Genomic DNA, 22,121 nt, shown 5'->3' with positions numbered 1-22,121 from the left:
TCTCCTCCGCGAATCAGCCTACAAAGCCCACTGGACACGCGCCTATGACTTGTTGCGGGAAGGTGGCCGGGAGCCAGCGCCCGGCGGCGATGCCGGGCCGCCCGCCCGCGCACCGGCTAGGCTGCGATCGTGGACAACCCCTTCGGCCCGGCCGGGACCGCCCAATACGTCATGCTGACCACGTTCAAGAAGGACGGCACCCCCGTCGGCACGCCCCTGTGGGCCGCCCTCGACAACGGCCGCCTGTACATCTGGACGGTGACCGACAGCTGGAAGGTCAAGCGCATCCGCCGCAACCCCGAGGTCACCATCCAGCCCTGCGACGTGCGCGGCAAGACCCGCGGCGACATCGTCAAGGGCACCGCGATCATCCAGGACGACGCCGGCAGCGACCGCACGCGCTCACTCATCAAGAAGCGCTACGGCATCCAGGGCTTCCTGATCGTCACCGGCAGTGTGCTGCGGCGCGGCAAGTCGGGCACGATCGGCATCGAAGTGACCGCCACCCCCTGATCATCCGGATCCGAATCCGTTACCGCCGTAGCGGATTCGGGGTACGGCCCCGTCAGGGGCACCACCTCCCGAGACTCGCCGCACCGGGTCCGGACATGGCAGGACCGCCGGAGCGGTTGCGTTGCCCGGCGGTCCGGTGCCCGCGGGCCGGAGCCCGCACGCACGTCCGGTGTCACCTCACGGTTGCTGCCCGCCGATGATCGCGCCGATCAATCCGCCGACGCCGCAGCCGATGATGGCGCCGATCCCGAAGAACCAGATGCCGATGACGATGCCGACCAGGCACCCGATGACCGCCCCCGCGACGATCGTCCCGGCGTTGGCCACCTGCTGCAAAGCCACGGACTCCGCGGTCGGGACGACCACGTCGGCGGCGTTGGCCGGGCGGACCGTCAATGTCGTTCCGGCGGCGTCGATCTCGGGTAGGACGCTCACCGTCCGGTCCGCGACCTGGTAGGTCAGCGGCAGCGCGGCGATGGTCTCCCCGGCGGGGCCGATCACGGTGACCGCGCCCGCGCCCAGTTCGAAGCGGCCCGCGGCCAGGGTGGTGGTGACGGCCGAGCGGTCGGGCGCCAGGCTGGTGGTGTACTCGACCCCTCGATCGACACCACTGATACCCGGATTCGCGACCCCGGGTTCACCGTGCGCGGTGGCGGTCGCGACGCAGAGCGTGGCGATCGAGAAAAGGGCTGTCGCGGCGATTTTGGCGATTTTCATCATGCGTTCCTGCCGGTGAAAGGCCGATTCGCCGGTGCGCACACCGGGCGTGCACGAAATGCGACGCCGAAGAACACGATCGAATTGCGCGTGCAACGTGCACGCCCGCGAATCGGGAATCAACATCCAATTATCGATCCCAATAATGGGATTGGAGTTCCCGCCGCCTCCCCGAGACGCCGGGACGATTCTTATGGTCCCCTCAGACTCGGCCCGCGCATAGGACAGGTGCCGGGGTTGTCCGCTGATGTCCTCAACGTCCGAGCCCCGGCACCGCCGTCATCGCCCGCCGCCGCGCCGCGCGCGGCGGAATTCGCCTACTCCAGTTCGCCTTCGGTTTCGAGATACACCTGACGCAGTCGTTCCAGCGTCTCGGATTCGGGCGCCTCCCACAGTTTCCGCTCGGCCGCTTCCAGCAAACGCTCCGCGATACCGTGCAGCGCCCAGGGATTCGACTGCTCCATGAACTTGCGATTCACGTCGTCGAAAACGTAGCTCTCGGCGAGCTTTTCGTACATCCAGTCGGCGACGACATTGGTTGTCGCGTCATATCCGAAGAGATAGTCGACGGTGGCCGCCATTTCGAACGCGCCCTTGTACCCGTGCCGGCGCATGGCCTCGAGCCAGCGCGGATTGATCACGCGCGCACGGAATACGCGGGTGGTCTCCTCGGACAGCGTGCGGGTGCGCACGGCGTCCGGGCGGGTGCTGTCGCCGATATAGGCCTCGGGGTTCTTTCCGGTCAGCGCGCGCACGGTGGCCACCATGCCGCCGTGATACTGGAAATAGTCGTCCGAGTCGGCGATATCGTGCTCGCGGGTGTCGGTGTTCTTGGCCGCCACCGCGATTCGCCGATACGCGGTGCGCATGTCGTCGGCCGCGGGCACGCCGTCGAGCTCGCGGCCGTAGGCGAATCCGCCCCAGGCGGTGTACACCTGCGCGAGATCGTCATCGGTGCGCCAGCTCTTGGAATCGATGAGCTGCAGCAGACCCGCGCCGTAGGTGCCGGGCTTGGACCCGAAGATGCGCGTGGTGGCGCGCCGCTCGTCGCCGTGCTCGGCCAGATCGGCCTGCGCGTGCGCGCGCACGTAGTTCGATTCCGCGGGCTCGTCCAGATCCGCGACCAGGCGCACCGCGTCGTCGAGCAGCGCCAGCACGTGCGGGAACGCGTCCCGGAAGAACCCGCTGATGCGCACGGTCACGTCCACGCGCGGACGGCCCAGCTCCTCGAGCCCGATCGCCTCGAGCTTTGTGACGCGCCTGCTCGCCTCGTCCCACACCGGGCGCACACCCAGCAACGCGAACACCTCGGCGATATCGTCGCCGGAGGTACGCATGGCCGAGGTGCCCCAGATCGAGATCCCGACCGAGCGCGGGTACTCCCCGTGATCGGCCAGGTACCGCGCCAGCAGCGAATCCGCCATGGCCTGACCGGTTTCCCACGCCAGGCGCGAGGGCACCGCCTTGGGATCGACCGAGTAGAAGTTGCGCCCGGTGGGCAGCACGTTGATCAGGCCGCGCAGCGGCGAACCACTGGGCCCGGCCGGAATGAACCCGCCGTCGAGCGCGTGCAGAATGCGCGCGACCTCGACCCCGGTCTGGCGCAGGCGCGGCACCACCTCGGTGGCCGCGAAGCCCAGCACCCGGCGCACCGCGGACAGCCTGGACTCGGGTTCGGCGCCCGCGATGGCGACGGCGTCCCCGTCCTGGACGAGCTGTTCGGTGATGGCGTCGATCGCCTGCACGTCCCAGTCGACCTCCTGCATGGCCGAGACCAGTTCGCGCGCAACCCCTTCGAAGGTGTCGACGCGTTCGCGGGATTCGTCCCCGGCCTCGCTCAGGCCCAGCGCCTCGCGCAGGCCCGGCACGTTGACCTCACCGCCCCAGAGCTGGCGGGCGCGCAGCATCGCCAGCACCAGGTCGACCTCGGCCTCCCCGGCCGGCGCCTGCCCCAGGATGTGCAGGCCGTCGCGGATCTGCACGTCCTTGATCTCGCACAGCCAGCCGTCGACGTGCAGCAGCATGTCGTCGAAGACGTCTTCCTCGGGCCGCTCGGCCAGGCCCAGATCGTGGTCCATCTTGGCCGCGCGCATGAGCGTCCAGATCTGCTGGCGGATGGCGGGCAGCTTGGCCGGATCCAGGGTGGAGATGTTGGAGTGCTCGTCGAGGAGCTGCTCGAGCCGCGAGATGTCGCCGTAGGTCTCCGCGCGCGCCATCGGCGGGATGAGGTGATCGACCAGGGTGGCATGGGCGCGGCGCTTGGCCTGGGTGCCCTCGCCCGGATCGTTCACCAGGAACGGGTAGATCAGCGGCAGATCCCCGAGCGCGGCGTCGGTGCCGCAGGAGGCCGACATGCCCAGGGTCTTGCCCGGCAGCCATTCCAGGTTGCCGTGCTTGCCCAGGTGCACCATGGCGTCGGCGGCGAAACCGTCCGGCGCGGCGATCCAGCGGTAGGCGGCCAGGTAGTGATGGCTCGGCGGCAGATCCGGGTCGTGATAGATCGCGACCGGGTTCTCGCCGAAACCGCGCGGGGGCTGCACGATGATGACCACGTTGCCGAATCGCATGGCGGCGATGACGATCTCACCGGCCGGGTCGGCCGAGCGGTCCACGTACAGCTCGCCGGGCGCGGCGCCCCACGCCTCCTCCACACCCTCGCGCAGATCCTCGGGCAGTTCGGCGAACCACTGCCCATAGGTGCCCGCGCCGATGCGAATCGGGTTGCCCTCCAACTGTTCCGCGGTCAGCCAGTCCGGATCCTGGCCGCCCGCGGCGATGAGCGCGTGCACCAGCGCGTCGCCGTCCCCGGCCTCGAGCCCCGGGATCTCCCCCGGTTCGCCGAGATCGTATCCGGCCGAACGCAATTCGTTCAGCAGCTTGATGGCGCTGGCCGGGGTGTCCAGGCCGACGGCGTTGCCGATGCGGGCGTGCTTGGTCGGGTACGCCGAGAACACGATCGCCACGCGCTTCTCGGAGTTGGGGATGTGCCGCAGCCGCGCGTACCGGGAGGCGATACCGGCCACGCGCGCCGCGCGCTCGGGATCGGGCACGTAGGTGGACAGCCCGTCCTCGTCGAACTCCTTGAACGAGAACGGAACCGTGATGATGCGGCCGTCGAACTCGGGCACCGCGACCTGGGTGGCGACATCGAGCGGGGACAGCCCGTCGTCGTTGGCCTCCCACTGGGCGCGACCGCTGGTCAGGCACAGGCCCTGCAGGATCGGCACGTCCAGGTCGGCGAGCGCGCCCACGTCCCAGGCCTCGTCGTCCCCGCCCGCGGAGGCGGTCGCGGGCTTGGTGCCGCCGGCCGCGAGCACGGTCACCACCAGCGCGTCGGCCTTGCGCAGTTCGGCGAGCAGCTCGGTCTCGGCGGTGCGCAGCGAGGCGCAGTAGATGGGCAGCGCCCGCGCGCCCTTGTCCTCGATGGCGGTGCACAGCGCGTCGATGTAGCCGGTGTTCCCGGCCAGATGCTGGGCCCGGTAATAGACGACGGCTACCGTGGGCGCGCCCGCGGGCAGGTCGCGCTCGGCGCGCTCGAGCACACCCCAGCGCGGCAGTTCCACCGGCGGCTCGAAGCCGTGACCGGTGAGCAGCACGGTGTCGGACAGGAAGTTGCTCAGCTGCAACAGGTTCGCCGGACCACCGGCGGCCAGGTAGTTGTGCGCGTCGGCGGCCACACCGCCGGGCACGGTCGAGCACTCCATGAGCTCGGCGTCGGGGGCGTGCTCGCCGCCCAGCGCGACCACGGGAATCCCACTGGCGCGCACGGTCTCCAGGCCCTCTTCCCAGGCCCGCTTGCCGCCGAGGATGCGGACGATCACCAGATCCGCGCCGTCGAGCAGACCGGGCAGGTCCTCGGGCAGCAGGCGCGCGGGGTTGGCGAGCCGGTACTCGGCTCCGCTGGCTCGCGCGCTCAGCAGATCGGTATCGGACGTGGACAGCAGCAGAATCACGGGTTTCGGCCTTCCTCGGGTGGACGCGCCCAGCACGGTATGGCACTCGCTGGAGAAGGTCTGACTGTCACAGTGGCGCGACCGCACCGGAATTGCACCGGTTTCTTCCGTCCGACGAGCCCGCCGATGCTATCGCGCCGGTCTCGCGCCGCGGTGATCGCGCCCCGCGTCACAGTCGCTATCGCGCCGGTGTCACCGCGCAGATCACGCCGCGGCGATGGTGTGGATCGCGCTAGTGTCACAGTGCGGCAAACCCTGGTGCACGAGCCTTTTCGAGCATGTTCGCCACGCGTACGCTGCCGCTATGGCGAATACTCCCGGATGGGTCAGGCGGAACCGATTCGCCGCCTGGTCAGGATATTTTTGCGTACTGGTTGCCTTCGCGACGCTGGCAATGGCGTTGACCGCGGCGGGCAGCGGGCAGACACGGTGGGCGGTACTCGCGGGCATCATCTGCGCGGCCACCCTGCTCTTCGGACTCACGGTCATGATGACGACCGTGCATCGCGACCGGGTCGACGAACACATGATTCCGAGTCTGCTCAACGACTCCTGGGAGAAGACGCCCGCGTTCGCGCGCGAGCGCGGGCTGCCGGCCTCGATCGAACCGCATCACGCGGGGTGAGCGTCCCCGGTACGGCGGGCGTTCACCCCGGACGCCCGCCGTACCCTGGTGTGGACATGACGCGATCCGAACCCGATTCCTGCCCCGGCGTGCTGCGCCTGCACCAGGCCGCCGACGGACCCCTGGCCCGCATCCGGATCCCCGGCGGGCGCCTGGCCCCCGACCAGCTACAGACCCTCGCCGAGGCCGCCCGCGACCTGGGCGACGGGCACATCGAACTCACCTCGCGCGGCAACGTGCAACTGCGCCGGATGCACGACGCCGCCGCGCTCGAACAGCGCCTCACCGCGGCCGGGCTGCTCCCGAGCGCCTCGCACGAACGGGTGCGCAACATCATCGCCTCGCCGCTGTCCGGCCGGGTCGGCGGTCTCGCCGAGGTGCACGCGCTGGTCCCGGCGCTGGACGCGGGTCTGCTCGCCGCGCCGCGACTGGCCGAGCTGCCGGGCCGGGTGCTGTTCACCCTCGACGACGGGCGCGGTGACGTGAGCGGGCTCGGCGGCGACATCGGCGTGCACGGCGTGGACGGCGACACCTTCGCGCTGCTGCTCGGCGGCACGGATTCGGGCCTGCGGGTCACCGCAGACGGCGCGGTCGAGGTCATGCTCGCGGCCGCCCACGGCTTCCTGGACCTGCGGGACGACCAGTGGCGACTGCACGAGATCGCGGACGGTCCCCGCCGGCTGGCCGACCAGCTGCTGATCGCGCACCCGCACCTGATCACCACCGCCGAACCGCTGGAAACGACCGCGCCCCACGATGTTCCGATCGGCTGGCTGACCCAGGCCGACGACCTGGTCACCCTCGGCGCGGGCGTACGACTCGGTTCGCTGGACGCGCGCACCGCGGAGTTCATCGCCGCGATCGAACGCCCGATCTACCTGACCCCCTGGCGCAGCCTGATCATCACCGACCTCGAGGAGTGGGCCGCCGAACAGGTGGTCCGCGTCCTGGCCCCCATGGGCCTGATCTTCGACGCCACCTCCCCCTGGCTACAGGTCACCGCGTGCGCGGGCCGGCCCGGGTGCGCCAAGTCCCTGACCGACATCCGGTCCGACGCCGCCGAGGCCGTCGAGTCGGGCCGCGTGGTCCCGGTAGGCGCCCTCACCGTCCCCCGCGCGGACCTGCTCCCTGAGGAGGTGGTCGCCTCGGGCCGCCAGCACTGGTCCGGCTGCGAACGCCACTGCGGCCGCCCGCGCGGCGCGGTCACCGACGTGACGGCCACACCGACCGGCTACCGGATCGATCCCGCCGACGCCTGACCGCGAGGTTCGAGTCGGCTTACTCGTCGGCGGCCGCATCATTCGCGCCGACTCCTGACCACCGCGTCGAGCCGCTCATCCACCGACAACCGGATCGATCCGACTCCTGACCGCAGTCGTCAGGCGATCTACCAGCTACCGGGTTGATCAGCCGACCTCGGACCGCGGTGTTCGACCCGGCTCACCCCGCGGCATCGACCCCGATGTCTGCGGCAGCCCGGTTCGAAGGCCCGCAACCCGGCGCAAGAGCCACACCGCCGCGCGGTAGGCCAGCAGCGCGGGCACCACGATCAGCAGTATCAGGCGCAGTGTCGTCGTCGCGGCGGCCACGACCAGGAAGGCGGGACTCAGCTCGTCCGCCGAGCCGAAGCCGTGCCGCTCGGACAGCAGCCACAGCGCCGTGCGCAGCACGAGATACAGGGCGATCAGGACGAGCGGCAGGCGGACCGCGCGCCACAGGAGCCGAAGGCGGGGGTCGGGGCGGAGGCTCATCGCGCCAGCTCCGGTCCGGAGGTGAGGAACGCCAGCAGCAGGGCGTTGCCGGTGACACCGCCGGTGGCGAAGCGCAGCCGCTCACCCCCGCGCAGCGGCAGGCCGAACAGATTCGCGGTGCGATACAGGCGGGTGAACGCCTCGCGATGCCCGAACGCGCGCGCCGGTGCCAGCGCGAAACCCGTTGCCGAGATGGACATTCCGAGAATCAGGGGACCGCTGTCCATATCCCCGGCACCGTCGTGGCCGGGGCCGTACTCGTCGATGGCGCTGAAACCCAGCACATTCCGCTCCTGATCGAACAGCGCCGCGGCCAGTTCCCCCGCGAGCGCGCGATCGGCGAACCCCGCGAAATAGGCCGCGAGCCCGGTGCCCGAGGCCCGGGGCGCGTCGTGCGCCCGGCCGCCGGCGTCCGTGCGCTGCAGCACGAGTCTGGTGTCCCGATCGATCTGGACCGCGCGCACCCGGCTCGCCCAGTGCGCGAGCACCGCGCCGTGATCGGCGCCGGTCACCCGGCCGTGCACCGCGATGGCGGCGGCCACGGCCGCGACATCGGTCGGATACGCCTCGCCCGGAAAGGTTTCCAGGAGCCCGGCCGGGGCGGCGAGCAGGCGGCGCTCGAACGCGGCGACGAGCGCGTCGTGCTCGGCCGCGAGGGCGGCGGGGAAGGCCGGGTCCACCAGGCGGGCCATGCCCAGCGCCAGCGCCGGATAGGACAGGTACGCGTGCCCGTCCGCGCTCGCGAGCTCGGCCATCCCGTCGCGACCGTGCCAGGCATCGGTGAATTCGGCCCGCATCTCCGGCAGCAGGCTCTTGGCCGCGGCGGCGGTCACGACGGGGGCGTACCGCTCGCGCAGTTCCGGATACTCCAGGCACACCTGCGCCAGCCCCAGCGCCGTCATCTGATGCCCCAGCAGCCCCCACATCCGGTCCGGACCGGCCCGGGAACCGACGGCCCGCCGCCGGTCGTCCTCAGCCTCGAAGGCCACCAGTTCCTCGGCGAGCCCGCGCGCGAGCGCCACGTCACCCCGAAACCAGCCCTCGGCGTCCCGGCCGCACCACCACCGGGGCACCGACGCCACGACCAGCGCCGCCACGACGAGCCCGATGAGGACCGTGAGGGGCCCGCGAAACCTCGAGACAGGCCCGTCCCGCCGCGCGGGCCGGACGGGCCCCGGTTCTTCCTGCATACCTCACCGTAACCGGCGTTCGGCGGACACCGCGGCGGCTAGGACCCGAAAAGGCCAGTCCCCGAATCGGTTCCGGCACTCAGCCGAACGGTCCGGGTAGCGCGCCGTACGGTCCGTTGCCCCGGCGGACCTCACACACCCGCCAGTCACCGTGCCGCTCGGTGACGAACGAGATCTCGAGGTGCCTGATGCCGGAGTAGTACCCGGACACCCACACCCTGTCCCCGAACGGCTCGTCGCTGAGCCGATCGGGTGCGGGATCGTAGTAGTCCGCGAAGGCCGCGCGAACCTGCTCGTCGGTGCGAGAAGCCATGGCCTGCGCCAGATCTCCGCACGCCAGCTCCCGCAGTGCCGCGACATCGCCACGATCGGCGGCCTCGATGTGCGAACGCACCGCCTCCTCGGCGCTGTCGGCCGGATAGTCCGAACACCCGCTCGTCGCCGCGATCACCGCGACGGCGAGCACAACCGCCACCCGCATACACACCCTCCCCGGTCCGGTTCGCGAACCTCGATCACACACGTGATCGTGACGGTTGGCCGATGCGTTAATGAGCCGACTCCCGCCTCCGACCCCCGCGAACGGCCACGACGTTGACGAAGCGCACAGGTCGCGGGGCGTTCGTCACACATCTCGACGTGACACTTGCACTCGACTGCCGGGCACGACTACCGTCTTAAGTGCAGTAATACTAGCGTTAAGGACGGGATAATGAGCGCAGCGCACACCGTCGGCATCGTCGCCGAGTTGAACGGACGCACGGCCGGGCGGGACGCCGTGCTCGCCTGGGAGAGCCGGCGTATCGACGCCGCCGCGCGCAAGCTCGGAGTCGCCGCCCCGGCCGCGGGCGACGTCGCCGAACGCCGCGAAGCGCTGCTGCGGACGAAACTCGCACTGGGATCGGCCGAGATCCGGGCCCGGCTCGCCCGCGACACCCGCTGGGCCGACCGCGTCGCCCGGGCGCAAGCCCGGGTGCCGGGACGCCGGCGCAGCGTCACCGATTTGCACGTAACCGGCGGCGGCGCGGCACGATTCGTGGCCTGGTTCGAGGAAGCCGCCAACAGCTCCGACACCACCGCGATGCTGCGGGCGTGCCCCGATCATTTCGACTTCGGGGTGAGCGAGCGCGGACAGGTGGTGCTGGAGACCACCGGTTCGAGCCCGCTGGCGACGCTGTTCCTGGTCGATTACACCGACGTCTCGAGCCTTACCACTCCCCCGGACCCACTCTTCCCGCACCAGATCGCCGGGGTCGCGCGCGCACTGGACGGAACCGCGATCGGCGGTGTGCGACACCAGTTCCGCGACACCGGCACCGGATTCCACGCCCGGCTGACCGTCGAGTTCCCGCTGGCGATACTGCCGGCCATGGTCACCGGGCATCGGTGGCACCTGGCGTGCGAGTTCTCCAACTGGATCGAAGCCGCCGCGAGTTCCGCACCCTGAACACACCGCAGTTCACCTGCACAGCAGCGCCTTTCGTACGCCTGTGAGCGAATTCACCAGTGCGGAAATTCATTTGGCTTTCGCACGCACGCCCGGCAGACTACGACGTGCGACCAGAGGGGGGAGCCTCCTCGCATGTTCATCGAAGGAAGGCAGCAGTCATGATCAAGCTCGTCACCACCGCACTGATCGGCGGAGCCGTCGCCACCGCGCTCATCAGCGTCGCGGCCCCGGCCTCGGCCTCCACCCCGCGGGCACACACCCCGTGCACCCGCAGCGAAGGCATGAAGCCCGCCTGGGACGTCAACACCGGCAAGCCGGTCATCTGCGTCAACACCGGCGCCAGCGGCTTCCAGTGGGTCCCGGACGCCACCCGCTGACCCGGCCCGGTAGCCGGGACTCTCCCGGCCGCCACGCACGCCGAGCCGACCCCCGCCCGAATCCGGGCGGGGGTTTCCTGTTTCCCGGACGGCCCTCGATGGCCGGGCCGATCCACGCTCGCCTTTAATGCATAGATGCGCATATTCCCATTGTCGAATTTCCTCGGGCCTACCGACGACCGGTCAGGTCATCGGACTTGACCATGACGCTGCGTCAGGGTTGCACGGTGATCCCATGACGAACAGCACGGAACGTGTGAGCGAGAACGTGCCGCCGATCGGCGGCTTCCGGATGATCGACGGCCGCAGGGTATTCGTGCACCGGGCGGGCAGCGGCGGGCCCGCCGTCGTGTTCTTCCCCGGCGCGAGCGCGGTGGGACTGGACTATTTCGGTGTGCAGCAGCGTGTTTCGGAGTTCACCACGGCGGTGGTGTACGACCGGGGCGACACCGGGTACAGCGACGCGCTGGGCACACCCCGCACCGCGCGCGCCATCGCGACCGAGGCACGAGAGCTGCTGCGCGCCGAGGGAATCGACGGCCCGTACGTGCTCGCCGCGCATTCGCTCGGCGGCTTGTTCGCGCACCGGTTCGCCCAGCTCTACCCGAACGAGGTGGCCGGCCTGGTGTGGCTCGACGCCGTGCACCGCGAGTGGGACGACTTCATGCCCGAGCCGCTGCGGCTCGCGGCGGCCGAACGCACGGCGCCCGACTTCGACCAGCTCACCCGGCTACGACCCACGCTGCGCGAGATGAACGCACAACTCCTGGCCGACTATCCCGGCCCGGTACGGACCGCGCTGCTCGCGGCCAAGGACAGCGCGCCCTGGATCCGCAGCGGGATGCGCGAGCGCGCGCAGCTGGTCGACCTGGCCGCCGAAGTGCGCACGGGCCCCGGCGTTCCCGATGTGCCCGTGATCGCGCTCAGCGTCGCCGGGATCGATCCGGGCCTGCGCGCCGCGCTCTCGGACGATGATCTCGAACGGCAGCGGGCGGGCCGTCTGGCCATGGACGCGGCCTTCGCGCGCACGGTCACGCGCGGGGAACACCGCGTACTCACCGGCACCTTCCACCACCGTCTCTGCTTCGACCGCCCGGACGCGGTCGCGCGGGCCATCCGCGATGTCGTCGATCTCGCCCGGTCCTAGACTCGGGACGACCCGCGAACACCGCGGGAACGACATCGACGACCCCGGGGGGACGGTGCTCACGATCGGGCAGCTCGCGGCGACCGCGGGCGTGACCGTGCGCACCGTGCGCCACTACCACCACATCGGCCTGCTCCCCGAACCCGACCGCGACGCCTCCGGATACCGCCGCTACCCCGCGCAGGCCGCGGTGGATCTCATCCGTGTCCGCACCCTCGCCGACGCCGGGGTACCGCTCGCGCGCATCGGCGCGCTCCTGCACGCGCCCGCGCCCGAATTCGCCTCCGCCCTGGCCGATATCGACGCCGACCTCGAGCGCCGGATCGAGCAGATCGCCGAATACCGCCGCCGCATAGCCGCATTGGACAGCGGCGAGCGCCTCGTACTGCCGCCGGAGGTGGTCGCCGTCCTCGAGCGCATGCGCGACCTCGGCATCGGCGAGCAACGGGTGCGCCTCGAACGCGACGCGTGGATCCTGTTGCGCGCGCTGGATCCCGGCGCCGTGGCTCAGCGCGTCCGGGAGAAGAACGCCCTGCTCGACGACCCGGAAACCACTCGTCTGATGCTCGCCACCGATCGCGCGGCCGGCTGGGATCCGGCGGACCCGCGCCTGGACCGTCTCATCGACGAACTCGACGCCTGGGCCGCCGCGCACGAACGGCCCGGGGCTCCGGCCGGGCACCGGCGCCTCGTGACCACCCACATCGCCGCGGCGGCGCCCGCCTGGCAGCGCGTCGTCGAGACGCTCGAGCACCGCGCCGAACGGCGCCGCACCGCCCCGGAATGACAGGGGACCGGCACGCGGGTGCCGTCGCCGCCCGCGACGAACGGCACCCGCGCACCGGCTCGGAGCCCCGACCGGCTCCGCGCCGGGACGTCAGCCCGCCAGCGGCTCGACGTCCATGGAAGACTCGTCCTCGGCCGGCTCGTCGCCGACCGGGAACTCCGCGTTCAGCAGCGGCACATCGTCCGGCAGCGCCGCGGTGCGCACCGAATGCTGTTCCAGCGTGCAACATTTGACGCTGCCGCCGGCCTTGAGCAGCTCGGACAGATCGATGCCGACCGGCTCGTAGCCCCGCGCGCGCAGCTCCGCGGCCAGCCCGGTGGCCCGATCGCTCAGGAACACGTGCCGCCCGTCGCAGACCCCGTTGAGCCCGAGCACCTCGGCGTCCGCGGCGGTGGCGATCACCGCGTCGGGATACATGCGGGCCAGCAGGCGCGCGCTCGCGCCGGTGAACGCGCCCGGGAAATACGCGATGGTGTCGCCGAGCACCATGAGCGCGGTATCGAGGTGGTAGTACCGGGGATCCACCAGATCCAGCGACACAACCGGCAGGTGGAAGAACTCCTGCACCTCGCGGTGCGCGGCCCGGGAGCTGCGGAACCCGGTTCCGGCCAGGATCCGGTCCCCCGCTATCGCGAAATCGCCCTCGCCCTCGTTGATTTCGGCCGCCGCGCCCAGCCGGGCGAAGCCGCGCTCGCCGAGCCACCGGTGGTAGGCCGGACCCTCTTGCGCGCGTTCGGGATTGGCGAAGCGGGCCGAGAGCGCCCGGTCCCCGATGACCAGGCCGCCGTTGGCGGCGAACACCATGTCGGGCAGGCCGGGCACCCCCTCGATCACCTCCACCCGATGCCCGTGCGCCTCGTACGCCGCGCGCAGCGCGTCCCACTGCGCCAGGGCCAGCGCCCGGTCCACCGGCGCCGAGGTATCCATCCAGGGGTTGATCGCGTAGCTGACCTCGAAATGCTCGGGTCGGCACATCAGATACCGGCGCGCGCTCGGGCGGCGATCATCCGCCGGTTCGGGAGCGCGGAGCGTGGCTGCGGAAGTCAACGAAGCTCCTTCGATGTGATTCGGTCGAACGAGGAACGTGCGTGCTCACGAAGGTATGTGCGGTACCGTTGCGTCAGATATAGCGATATGTTGCGCAAATTCGGACATTGACGAAGATTTATTGCGTCAGCCGCCGAAAGGGTAGACATGGACGACATCGATCGCCGCATTCTGGCCCATTTGCTCAAGCACGCGCGGGCGTCGTTCCAGGAAATCGGCGCGCTCGTCGGGCTGTCCGCGCCCGCGGTCAAACGCCGGGTCGACAAGATGGTCGCGGGCGGGCAGATCACCGGCTTCAGCGCGCAGGTCAATCCCGCCGCGCTCGGCTGGCGCACCGAGGCGTACGTGGAGGTCTACTACCGCGACAACATCTCCCCCGCCGAACTGCGCCGCAGCCTGGAACCGATTCCGCAGGTCATCGGCGTGTGGACGATCGCCGGGGAGGCCGACGCGCTGGTACACGTCATGGCGCGGGACATGGCCGAGATCGAGGTGACCGTCGAGCGGATCCGGGAGAACGCGCGCGTCGGGCGAACCCGGAGCAGCATCGTCATGTCCCGCATCCTCGAGCGCCCGCGGACCTGATCCGGTGCACTCCGAAGCGGATTCGAGGTGACCGCTGCCACCCGCCCCGCGGCCGCGCGCGGGCGAAATCTAGGCTGGACACCATGTCCGACGTGCGCACCAGCTACCTCACCGACGGGGCCGAGATCTATCGGCGCTCGTTCGCCACGATTCGCGCCGAGGCCGATCTGGCCCGGTTCCCCGCGGATGTGTCGCAGGTGGTGGTGCGCATGATCCACGCCTGCGGGCAGGTGGATCTGGCCGCCGACATCGACTACAGCCCCGGTGTGGTGGCGGCCGCGCGCACGGCGATGCGGGCCGGGAACGCGATTCTGTGCGACGCGAACATGGTCGCCTCCGGGGTGACGCGCAAGCGCCTGCCCGCGGACAACGACGTGCTGTGCCTGCTGGCGGACCCGCGCGTGCCCGCCCTGGCCGCGGCCATGGACAACACCCGGTCCGCGGCGGCGCTGGAGCTGTGGCGCGACCGCCTGGAGGGCGCGGTGGTCGCCATCGGCAACGCCCCGACCGCGCTGTTCCATCTCCTGGACATGCTCGACGCGGGTGCCCCGCGCCCGGCGGCGGTCATCGGTATCCCGGTCGGGTTCATCGGCGCGGCCGAGTCCAAGCAGGCCCTGGCCGAGTACGGCGACATCGAATTCCTGACCGTGCGGGGCCGGCGCGGTGGCAGCGCGATCACCGCTGCCGCCCTCAACGCGATTGCGAGCGAACAAGAATGAGCGGCAAGCTCTGGGGCATCGGCCTGGGTCCCGGCGATCCGGAACTGGTGACGGTCAAGGCGGCGCGGATCATCGGCGCCGCCGACGTGATCGCCTTCCACAGCGCCCGGCACGGCCGCAGCATCTCGCGCGCCATCGCCGCGCCGTACATGCGCGCGGGCCAGCTCGAGGAGCATCTGGTCTACCCGGTCACCACCGAGACCACCGAACATCCCGGCGGCTATCAGGGCGCGATCGACGACTTCTACGAGAGCGCGGCCGCCCGGCTGGCCGAGCACCTGGCGGCGGGGCGTTCGGTGGCGCTGCTCGCGGCCGGAGATCCGCTGTTCTACAGCTCTTTCCAGCATATGCACCGGCGCCTGGCCGACCGCTTCGACAGCGAGATCATCCCGGGCGTCACTTCGGTCAGCGCCGCCTCGGCCGCCCTGGCGACCCCGATCGTCGAGGGCGAACAGGTGCTGACGATCCTGCCCGGCACCATGGGCACCGAGGAGCTCACCCGCCGGCTGCGCGAGACCGACGCCGCCGCCATCATGAAGCTCGGCCGCACGTATCCCGGTGTGCGCCAGGCCCTTGCGGACTCCGGCCGCCTGGACGACGCGTTCTACATCGAGCGAGCCAGCAGCACCCGCCAGCGCGTGCTGCGCGCCGCGGATGTGGACGAGGCGAGCGTGCCGTACTTCGCCATCACCGTCGTGCCCGGCCCCGCGCCGCAGACCCGCATACCGCTGACCGAGACGACGGCGACACCCGGCACGCCCGCCTCGAACGCCGAATCGGTTGCGACACACTCCGAATCCCCGGTCGACCGGGTCGGCACGGTCACCGCCGACGCGGCGACCGATGCCGCGCTCGCGAACGCCGCCGAGAACGCGGGCTCATCCGCGGCGGCGGACGAACGGCCGCGGGCCGATGCGCCCGGCGAGGTGGTCGTCGTGGGCCTGGGCCCCGGATCCCAGGAGTGGATCACCCCCGAGGTTGCCCACGCCCTCGCCGAGGCCACCGACATCGTCGGCTACGCCACCTACGTGAACCGGGTGCCCGAGCGTCCGGGCCAGCAGCGGCACGCGAGCGACAACAAGGTCGAATCCGAGCGTGCGGCAATGGCATTGGACATGGCCAAGCGCGGCGCGAAGGTGGTCGTGGTGTCCGGGGGCGATCCCGGGGTGTTCGCGATGGCGGCCGCGGTGATCGAGGAGTCCGGCGACCCGCAGTGGTGTGACGTCCCGGTGCGGGTGCTGCCCGGCGTCACCGCCGCGACCGCGGTGGCGAGCCGGGTCGGCGCGCCGCTCGGGCACGACTTCGCCATGATCTCGCTCTCGGACCGCCTCAAGCCGTGGGAGGTGGTGGCCGGGCGGCTCGCCGCGGTGGCGGCGGCCGACATGGCCTTCGCGGTGTACAACCCGCGGTCCTCCCAGCGCACCTGGCAGGTCGGGGCCATGAAGGATCTGCTGCTCGAGCATCGCAAGCCCGAGACCCCGGTGATTCTGGGCCGCGACGTGGGCGGGCCGACGGAGTCGGTGCGCGTGGTGACCCTCGCTGAGCTGGACCCCGACGAGGTGGACATGCGGACACTGCTCATCGTGGGCGCGTCCACCACGACGGTCTTCGAGTCGGCGAACGGACCCCGGGTTTTCACGTCCCGGCGTTATGGTGAATAATATTCCATAGTGGAATGTATGGCTGAAGGGATGGCAGTGGTAGACGAGAAAACCCGGCGCCCGCTCAATTCGACGGCCGCGTCCCTACTCGGTTTCCTACACCAGGGCGATATGTCCGGGTGGGATCTGGTCACGCTGGCCCAGGACCGCATCGGCGACTTCTGGACCATCACCCAGAGCCAGGTCTACCGGGAACTGGCGACCATGCACCAGCACGGACTGGTCGAGAAGGGCGAAACCGGGGCGCGCGATCGCACGCCCTACCGCATCACCGAGGACGGCCGCGAGGCCTTCGCCGAATGGATCGCGCGCGATCCCGGCGCGGAAACCATCCGCGTGCCGCTGCTGCTCACCCTGTCCTTCGGAGACTTCATCGACCGCGACCGCCTCGACCGCATCATCGCCACCAACCGGACCGTGCACGAACAGCGCCTGACCGGCTACCTGTCCGGCCATGACGAGCAACGCATCTCACCGTTCGAACGCGCCACCCTCGATTTCGGGATCCGCTACGAACGCGCGGTCCTGGAGTGGTTCGACCGGCTGCCCGACCTCCTGGATCCGGCCAGCCGGCTGTCCTGACACCGCGGCTCAGCGCCGGGCGAGCACCCAATCCCAGACCTGGGCAACGGTTTCCACCTGCTCGGCGCCGACCGGCAGCGGTGGGCGGTCGATCATGACGACCGGCAGGCCCAGTGCACGAGCGGCGGTCAGCTTGGCCTCGGTGAGCTCTCCCCCGCTGTCCTTGGTCACCAGCACCTCGACGGCGTGCGCGGTGAGCAGCGCGATCTCCTCCTCGACCGCGAACGGCCCGCGCGCGAGCAGCACCTCGTGCCGGGCCGGCACCGCGCCCTCGGGCGAATCGATGGCGCGGATCAGGAACCACTGCCCCGATCCGGCGAAGGCCGCGACGCCCTGGCGGCCGACGGTGAGAAAGACCCGATCCCCCAGCCCGGCAACGGTTTCGGCCGCGACGGTGAGATTGGGCACCCGGATCCAGCGATCCCCGGGTTGTTCGTGCCAGCCCGGGCGGCGCAGGTGCAGCACCGGCAGGCCCAGGTGCGCGGCGGCCTGTGCCGCGTTGGCGGTCATGCCGCCCGCGAAGGGATGGGTGGCGTCCACCACGAGGTCGATGTCGTTGCCGGAGATCCACTCCCGCAGTCCCTGCACGCCCCCGAAGCCGCCCATGCGCACCGCGCCGACCGGCAGGACGGGTTCGCGCACGCGCCCGGCGAGCGAGGAGACGATGTCGAATCCTCGCTCACCGGAAGCGATGTCAGCGATTTCCCGGGCTTCCCGGGTGCCGCCGAGAATCAGGATTTTCAGGGCTGCCCGCTGAAGTAGGCGAGGCCCGCGTCGATGAGCGACGGGCCACCGGCGATCAGCAGGCCGATGAGCGCGCCGAACGGCAGGCCGATGCCGAAGAAGAACGCGCCGATGATGGCGCCGATGAGCGCGCCGAGCGAGGCCCGCTGCAGTTCGGCGAAGAACCACTCCTGCGAACCGACGAACTTGACCGAGACGTCCTCGGCCTTCGGCGCGGTCAGCGACAGCCGCTGCCCCTGCTCGTCGACGACCGCGGTGAGCGCGATCTCCTGGTTGCCCGCGGCGCCGGCCAGCGGCAGTACCGCGACGACCTGACCGGCGTCGTTCTTCAGCGTGACGGCCTTACCGTCCGCGGCCAGCTGGAAGGCGCCGCCGGTGACCTGCGTGACGACGGTGTTGCCGGTCTCGGCCAGCTGCACCGAGTAGTCGACGCCGTCCTGGGTGCCCTGCGACGCCGCCGCCGGGGTGACCTGCGCGACCGCGGGCGCCTGGGCGCCCGGTGCGGCATAGCTGGTCCCCGCGGCGATTCCGGTGGCGGCGATGGCGATCATGGCGGTGGTAGCGAATTTCGTGTACTTCAATGGATCTCCCAAGTCGATCTAGCACCGAACCCGATAACAATCGGGTCACGGCCACCGACCATACCTCTGAGCCGCCGATGTTTCAGTATGTATGACTCACCAGTGGAAATAAGCGCGAATTCGGCCCTGGCACAACAACTGCATTCAACGACCCGACTATAGAGGCCGGCGACTTTCGGAGAACGCCCGGCATCGGACAGCCGCGGCATCGCACACTAACCGCGGCCGGTGCGCTGCAGGAAATCCAGGGTCACCGACTCGAACGCCTCCTTGGCCTCGATCATCACCCAGTGCCCGCACCGGGGGAAGACGTGGACCTCGGCGTCGGGAATGAGCCGCATCGGCACGAGCATCATGTCCGGCGGGCTCTGCCTGTCCTCGATGCCCCAGGTCAGCAGGACCGGGCACCGCACCTTGTGCATGTTGGACCAGTAGGGGGCGATCTTCGCCATCATCGCGCGCTGGGCCTCGAACGCCTTCGAGCCGTACATCGCGGCGAGGGAGGCGTGCGAGGCCGGATCGCTCGCGGCCCGCCACCGATCCTCGATCAGTTCCTCGGTCACCAGCGCGTGATCGTAGGTCATGCATTTCAGCCAGCGCACCAGGCGTTCCCGACTGGGCTCGTCCGCGAACTCCTGCAGCAGGCGCGAACCCTCGCTGGGGTTGGTGGTGAAGATGTTCGGCCCGACGCCGCCGATGGCCACGAGTTTCGTGACGCGCTCGGGTGCGTTGATCGCGAGATTGACCCCGACCACCCCGCCCATCGAGTTGCCCACCATGGCGGCGGATTCGATGCCGAGCGCGTCCATGAACCGCAGCACGGCCGCGCCCGCCGCGAAGACCGGGTGCATACCCGGCACCGGATCACTGATTCCGAAGCCCGGGAACTCGAGGATGTAGCAGTGGTAGTACTTGGCGAAGTAGGCCAGATTGCCCCGGAAGTTCTTCCAGCCGCTCACACCGATGCCGGACCCGTGCAACAGGATCAGCGGCTCGCCCGCGCCCGCCTCGTGGTAGCGCAGCGTCCCGGCGTCGGTCTCGAGTTCGCGTGCGGTGCCTTCGTATGTGACGTCCATGCGGAGAGATTAGAACAGGTTTCACTTGTGCGCGAACACCCCGGGACGCGCCGATCGACCCCCTTCCGGTCCGGGAAAGCATTGTGCGCCAAGGCAGTAGATTCGAGCACCGCACGCCGAGCGCCCACAGGGTCGGTCCGCGACGCGTCGGAGGTGGACCGGGTTCACGAGGGGGCGTGCGCCGGGGCGAACTCTCGATTTCGCGCCGGCGGGCCCGCACACCCGGGAGGCGATACCCAGCAAACACCCCCCGCATTTTGTGATTCATCCCGTTTGTCTAATTTGGTGATCATTCCTCGGCGACAACGCATAACGTCACCGGGGCAAATCGGTGCAGCGGGAGAAGGTGGCGGTAAGCGTGATCGGCACGCGAGCGAAGCTCGACGAACTGAACAAGATCCTGGGGGTCGCGGCGGAACCGGCGGGGGACGCCGGCCGGGCCAAGCGTGAGAAGAAGGGCATCCCGAGCGTTCGCGAGCGCGTGAACATGCTGCTCGACCCCGGCACCTTCGTCGAAACCGGCGCCCTGGCCAGGCAACCGGGACAGCCGGACGCGCTCTACGGCGACGGACTGGTCACCGGCCGCGGGCTGATCAACGGACGGCCCGTCGTGGTCATCTCGCACGATCAGACCGTCTACGGCGGCTCGGTCGGAGTGACGTCGGCGCAGAAGTTCATGCGCGCCTTGCGCTTCGCGTTCGACAATGCGTGCCCGGTCGTGACGATCAACGATTCCGGCGGCGCCCGGATTCAGGACGCGGTCGGATCGATCGCCTCGTTCGGCGATATTTCGCGCGTCCTGGAGAAGCTCTCGGGCTATGTCCCGCAGGTGTCGATCATTCTCGGCAAATGCGCGGCGGGCTCGGTGTACGGGCCGATCAATACCGATGTGCTGATCGGCACCAAGGACTCGTACATGTTCGTCACCGGGCCGGACGTGATCAAAGCGGTCAACGGCGAGGACGTCACCGCCGAGGAACTCGGCGGCGCGAAGGTGCAGGCCGAGCGCGGCACCCTGCACCACGTGGCCGACACCGAGCAGGAAGCCTACGAGTGGGCCCGCAACTACCTGAGCTACTTCCCGACCAGCTGCGTCGAGCAGGCGCCGATCGTGAACCCGGGCCTGGAACCCGAGATCACCGATTCCGACCGTGAACTCGACCGGATCATCCCCGACTCCGATCGCTCCGGCTACGACATGCACGAGATCCTGCTGCGGATCTTCGACGACGGCGAATTCCACGAGGTGCGTGCGACATTCGCCCCGAACCTGATCACCGGATTCGCGCGGGTCGACGGCAACCCGGTCGGCGTGATCGCGAATCAGCCACTGGTACTGGGCGGTTCGATCGACGCCGCCTGCTCGGACAAGTCGACGTACTTCATCCGGCTGTGCGACGCGTTCAACATTCCACTGGTGTTCGTCGCCGACACCCCCGGCGTGCTGCCCGGGCTGTCCGAGGAAGCCGCCGGTGTGATCATTCGCGGTGGCCGCGTCCCGCGCGCGATCATCGAGGCCACGGTGCCGATCATCAACCTGGTGGTGCGCAAGTCCTACGGCGGCGCGTACGGCATGATGGCGGCCCGGCAGGTCGGGGCCGACTTCAGCTTCGCCTGGCCCACCGCCCGGATCGCGGTCATCGGCGCCGAGAGCGCTGTCGATCTGCTCGGCAAGCGCCAGCTGGCCGCGGTACCGGAAGAGCACCGCGCCGCCGCCCGCGAGTTCATGGTCAACCAGTACAACGAGACCATCGCCACGCCGTGGATCGCCGCCGAACGCGGATACATCGACGCGGTGATCGAACCCTCGCGCACCCGCCTCGAGATCCGGCACGCGCTGCGCCTGCTGCGCGACAAGCAGACGACCAAGCCCGAGTTCAACCCGCGCAAGCACCCCATCTACCCGATGTGAGGCTCGCCCCGGGGTGACGGACCGTCAATCGATCACGGCCTCGGTCCAGGCCCGCGCGAGGATGTCGTCGACGGTCTCCTCCGGGGTCTGGTCCGAGGTGTCCAGCCACAGCCCGATGCGCGGGGTCTCGTTCCGCAGCCCCGCGTCGAGCAGGTCGATGGTCCACCGGCCGTAGGCGTCCTTGCCGCGGCCGGCCTCACGCCGCTCGATCGCCTCGGGCCGCGGCGCGAGCACCACCACCAGCAGCGGCCGCGCCACGATGATGTCGAGCATCTCGGTCAGGTGCGCACCCAGCACGACGTCCTGCGCGACGACGGTGAAACCCGCCCGGAAGTACTCGTCACAGGTCGAGGCGGTCAGCCGATGCCGCAGCCGGAGCTGGCGCACGGCCTCCGCCGACGGGTCCGGCGTCATGTCCGCGCGCCCGTTGATCACCATGCGCCGGAACAGATCTCCCCGCACGTGCACCGACCGCTCCAGCCGCTCGGCCAGCGCCTGCGCGACGGTCGATTTCCCAGCCGCCTGAATGCCGGTGATGAGAATGATCGCCTGCGGCGCGGACGATGTGGTCACCCGTTCGGTCCTTTCCGCCTGGGCGCCCGGGACGGGCCGCCGGTGCACCCCACGGTATCGACCGGCCCGGTCCCCAGCGCAAGCGCTGTCCGCGCCCGACCCACCAACCGCAAGCCCGCACTGGGAAATGC

Annotated in this window: 22 protein-coding genes; 12 read left to right on the top strand and 10 right to left on the bottom strand. The window is 70.1% G+C overall.

All coding sequences use genetic code 11. The features are described from left to right. Window positions 1–129 precede the first annotated feature (129 nt). Window positions 130–513 carry a PPOX class F420-dependent oxidoreductase gene (locus ACWIGI_RS30735; protein WP_454206205.1) on the top strand — a complete coding sequence of 128 codons (384 nt, stop codon included), beginning with the start codon at window positions 130–132 and terminating at the stop codon, window positions 511–513. A gap of 177 nt (window positions 514–690) precedes the next feature. Here ACWIGI_RS30735 and ACWIGI_RS30730 read toward each other — a convergent pair whose 3' ends face one another. Then, window positions 691–1,230 (bottom strand): hypothetical protein, encoded by a 540-nt coding sequence (locus tag ACWIGI_RS30730; RefSeq protein ID WP_454206203.1) that lies wholly within the window; start codon window positions 1,228–1,230, stop codon window positions 691–693. A gap of 317 nt (window positions 1,231–1,547) precedes the next feature. Further along, window positions 1,548–5,183 carry a cobaltochelatase subunit CobN gene (gene cobN / locus ACWIGI_RS30725; protein WP_454206201.1) on the bottom strand — a complete coding sequence of 1,212 codons (3,636 nt, stop codon included), beginning with the start codon at window positions 5,181–5,183 and terminating at the stop codon, window positions 1,548–1,550. Between the two features lie 394 nt (window positions 5,184–5,577). Between cobN and ACWIGI_RS30720 the strand changes: the two genes are divergently transcribed. Then, window positions 5,578–5,808 carry a hypothetical protein gene (locus tag ACWIGI_RS30720; RefSeq protein ID WP_454206199.1) on the top strand — a complete coding sequence of 77 codons (231 nt, stop codon included), beginning with the start codon at window positions 5,578–5,580 and terminating at the stop codon, window positions 5,806–5,808. 56 nt (window positions 5,809–5,864) lie between these two features. Further along, the gene (gene cobG / locus ACWIGI_RS30715) at window positions 5,865–7,067 is read left to right on the top strand and encodes a precorrin-3B synthase (RefSeq protein WP_454206197.1); all 1,203 of its coding nucleotides are present in this window, start codon (window positions 5,865–5,867) and stop codon (window positions 7,065–7,067) included. Window positions 7,068–7,214: 147 nt separating this feature from the next. Here cobG and ACWIGI_RS30710 read toward each other — a convergent pair whose 3' ends face one another. The 3 genes from ACWIGI_RS30710 to ACWIGI_RS30700 all read right to left on the bottom strand — a co-directional run bounded on the left by ACWIGI_RS30710 (window position 7,215) and on the right by ACWIGI_RS30700 (window position 9,230). Then, window positions 7,215–7,559, bottom strand: coding sequence for a hypothetical protein (locus tag ACWIGI_RS30710; RefSeq protein WP_454206196.1), 345 nt, complete (start codon window positions 7,557–7,559; stop codon window positions 7,215–7,217). Continuing rightward, complete coding sequence (locus tag ACWIGI_RS30705; protein ID WP_454206195.1) at window positions 7,556–8,749, bottom strand: hypothetical protein; 1,194 nt, start codon at window positions 8,747–8,749, stop codon at window positions 7,556–7,558. The genes ACWIGI_RS30710 and ACWIGI_RS30705 overlap by 4 nt, the downstream gene beginning before the upstream one ends. Window positions 8,750–8,828: 79 nt before the next feature. Further along, window positions 8,829–9,230, bottom strand: a complete 402-nt coding sequence (locus ACWIGI_RS30700) for a hypothetical protein (RefSeq protein WP_454206193.1) — start codon at window positions 9,228–9,230, stop codon at window positions 8,829–8,831. Between the two features lie 231 nt (window positions 9,231–9,461). Between ACWIGI_RS30700 and ACWIGI_RS30695 the strand changes: the two genes are divergently transcribed. From ACWIGI_RS30695 to ACWIGI_RS30680, 4 genes are all read left to right on the top strand, one after another. Continuing rightward, on the top strand, window positions 9,462–10,196 hold the full coding sequence (locus tag ACWIGI_RS30695) for a hypothetical protein (RefSeq protein WP_454206191.1): 735 nt from the start codon (window positions 9,462–9,464) through the stop codon (window positions 10,194–10,196). A gap of 161 nt (window positions 10,197–10,357) precedes the next feature. After that, on the top strand, window positions 10,358–10,576 hold the full coding sequence (locus ACWIGI_RS30690) for a hypothetical protein (RefSeq protein WP_454206190.1): 219 nt from the start codon (window positions 10,358–10,360) through the stop codon (window positions 10,574–10,576). 235 nt (window positions 10,577–10,811) lie between these two features. After that, window positions 10,812–11,723: an alpha/beta fold hydrolase gene (locus ACWIGI_RS30685; protein WP_454206188.1), complete on the top strand. Its 912-nt coding sequence runs from the start codon at window positions 10,812–10,814 to the stop codon at window positions 11,721–11,723. Window positions 11,724–11,778: 55 nt separating this feature from the next. After that, window positions 11,779–12,510 carry a MerR family transcriptional regulator gene (locus tag ACWIGI_RS30680; RefSeq protein ID WP_454206186.1) on the top strand — a complete coding sequence of 244 codons (732 nt, stop codon included), beginning with the start codon at window positions 11,779–11,781 and terminating at the stop codon, window positions 12,508–12,510. 90 nt (window positions 12,511–12,600) lie between these two features. On the opposite strand, the gene ddaH is transcribed toward ACWIGI_RS30680, so the two are convergent. Next, window positions 12,601–13,557 carry a dimethylargininase gene (gene ddaH, locus ACWIGI_RS30675; RefSeq protein ID WP_454206184.1) on the bottom strand — a complete coding sequence of 319 codons (957 nt, stop codon included), beginning with the start codon at window positions 13,555–13,557 and terminating at the stop codon, window positions 12,601–12,603. A 147-nt stretch (window positions 13,558–13,704) separates the two neighbouring features. On the opposite strand from ddaH, the gene ACWIGI_RS30670 reads away from it, so the two are divergent. The 4 genes from ACWIGI_RS30670 (at window position 13,705) to ACWIGI_RS30655 (ending at window position 17,104) form a co-directional block, all read left to right on the top strand. Then, a complete protein-coding gene (locus ACWIGI_RS30670) occupies window positions 13,705–14,142 on the top strand; it encodes an Lrp/AsnC family transcriptional regulator (protein ID WP_454206182.1) in 438 nt (145 codons plus the stop codon). 83 nt (window positions 14,143–14,225) lie between these two features. Beyond that, the gene (locus ACWIGI_RS30665; RefSeq protein WP_454206181.1) at window positions 14,226–14,861 is read left to right on the top strand and encodes a precorrin-8X methylmutase; all 636 of its coding nucleotides are present in this window, start codon (window positions 14,226–14,228) and stop codon (window positions 14,859–14,861) included. Beyond that, window positions 14,858–16,522 carry a precorrin-3B C(17)-methyltransferase gene (cobJ, locus tag ACWIGI_RS30660; protein ID WP_454206179.1) on the top strand — a complete coding sequence of 555 codons (1,665 nt, stop codon included), beginning with the start codon at window positions 14,858–14,860 and terminating at the stop codon, window positions 16,520–16,522. Before ACWIGI_RS30665 ends, cobJ begins: the two co-directional genes overlap by 4 nt. Window positions 16,523–16,552: 30 nt before the next feature. Beyond that, complete coding sequence (locus tag ACWIGI_RS30655) at window positions 16,553–17,104, top strand: PadR family transcriptional regulator (protein ID WP_454206177.1); 552 nt, start codon at window positions 16,553–16,555, stop codon at window positions 17,102–17,104. Window positions 17,105–17,113: 9 nt separating this feature from the next. On the opposite strand, the gene ACWIGI_RS30650 is transcribed toward ACWIGI_RS30655, so the two are convergent. The 3 genes from ACWIGI_RS30650 to ACWIGI_RS30640 form a co-directional block, all read right to left on the bottom strand. Further along, on the bottom strand, window positions 17,114–17,848 hold the full coding sequence (locus tag ACWIGI_RS30650; protein ID WP_454206302.1) for a cobalt-precorrin-6A reductase: 735 nt from the start codon (window positions 17,846–17,848) through the stop codon (window positions 17,114–17,116). After that, window positions 17,845–18,429, bottom strand: a complete 585-nt coding sequence (locus tag ACWIGI_RS30645; protein WP_454206174.1) for a hypothetical protein — start codon at window positions 18,427–18,429, stop codon at window positions 17,845–17,847. Before ACWIGI_RS30645 ends, ACWIGI_RS30650 begins: the two co-directional genes overlap by 4 nt. A 215-nt stretch (window positions 18,430–18,644) precedes the next feature. Beyond that, window positions 18,645–19,505, bottom strand: a complete 861-nt coding sequence (locus ACWIGI_RS30640; RefSeq protein ID WP_454206172.1) for an alpha/beta fold hydrolase — start codon at window positions 19,503–19,505, stop codon at window positions 18,645–18,647. A 358-nt stretch (window positions 19,506–19,863) separates the two neighbouring features. Between ACWIGI_RS30640 and ACWIGI_RS30635 the strand changes: the two genes are divergently transcribed. Beyond that, on the top strand, window positions 19,864–21,417 hold the full coding sequence (locus ACWIGI_RS30635) for an acyl-CoA carboxylase subunit beta (protein WP_454206171.1): 1,554 nt from the start codon (window positions 19,864–19,866) through the stop codon (window positions 21,415–21,417). 24 nt (window positions 21,418–21,441) lie between these two features. On the opposite strand, the gene ACWIGI_RS30630 is transcribed toward ACWIGI_RS30635, so the two are convergent. After that, entirely contained in the window at window positions 21,442–21,990 is a 549-nt protein-coding gene (locus tag ACWIGI_RS30630; RefSeq protein ID WP_454206169.1) for an AAA family ATPase, read from the bottom strand. Window positions 21,991–22,121: the final 131 nt, after the last annotated feature.

It is taken from the genome of Nocardia sp. NPDC055321 (assembly GCF_053645575.1).
This window is presented reverse-complemented; position numbering and strand designations above follow the sequence as displayed.

Bases quoted from the DNA above. Each gene is read 5' to 3' on its own strand.
- ACWIGI_RS30730 (WP_454206203.1), bottom strand. From the start codon at position 1,230: ATGAAAATCGCCAAAATCGCCGCGACAGCCCTTTTCTCGATCGCCACG.
- ACWIGI_RS30720 (WP_454206199.1), top strand. From the start codon at position 5,578: ATGGCGTTGACCGCGGCGGGCAGCGGGCAGACACGGTGGGCGGTACTC.
- cobG (WP_454206197.1), top strand. From the start codon at position 5,865: ATGACGCGATCCGAACCCGATTCCTGCCCCGGCGTGCTGCGCCTGCAC.
- ACWIGI_RS30710 (WP_454206196.1), bottom strand. From the start codon at position 7,559: ATGAGCCTCCGCCCCGACCCCCGCCTTCGGCTCCTGTGGCGCGCGGTC.
- ACWIGI_RS30705 (WP_454206195.1), bottom strand. From the start codon at position 8,749: ATGCAGGAAGAACCGGGGCCCGTCCGGCCCGCGCGGCGGGACGGGCCT.
- ACWIGI_RS30700 (WP_454206193.1), bottom strand. From the start codon at position 9,230: ATGCGGGTGGCGGTTGTGCTCGCCGTCGCGGTGATCGCGGCGACGAGC.
- ACWIGI_RS30695 (WP_454206191.1), top strand. From the start codon at position 9,462: ATGAGCGCAGCGCACACCGTCGGCATCGTCGCCGAGTTGAACGGACGC.
- ACWIGI_RS30690 (WP_454206190.1), top strand. From the start codon at position 10,358: ATGATCAAGCTCGTCACCACCGCACTGATCGGCGGAGCCGTCGCCACC.
- ACWIGI_RS30685 (WP_454206188.1), top strand. From the start codon at position 10,812: ATGACGAACAGCACGGAACGTGTGAGCGAGAACGTGCCGCCGATCGGC.
- ACWIGI_RS30670 (WP_454206182.1), top strand. From the start codon at position 13,705: ATGGACGACATCGATCGCCGCATTCTGGCCCATTTGCTCAAGCACGCG.
- ACWIGI_RS30665 (WP_454206181.1), top strand. From the start codon at position 14,226: ATGTCCGACGTGCGCACCAGCTACCTCACCGACGGGGCCGAGATCTAT.
- cobJ (WP_454206179.1), top strand. From the start codon at position 14,858: ATGAGCGGCAAGCTCTGGGGCATCGGCCTGGGTCCCGGCGATCCGGAA.
- ACWIGI_RS30655 (WP_454206177.1), top strand. From the start codon at position 16,553: ATGGCAGTGGTAGACGAGAAAACCCGGCGCCCGCTCAATTCGACGGCC.
- ACWIGI_RS30640 (WP_454206172.1), bottom strand. From the start codon at position 19,505: ATGGACGTCACATACGAAGGCACCGCACGCGAACTCGAGACCGACGCC.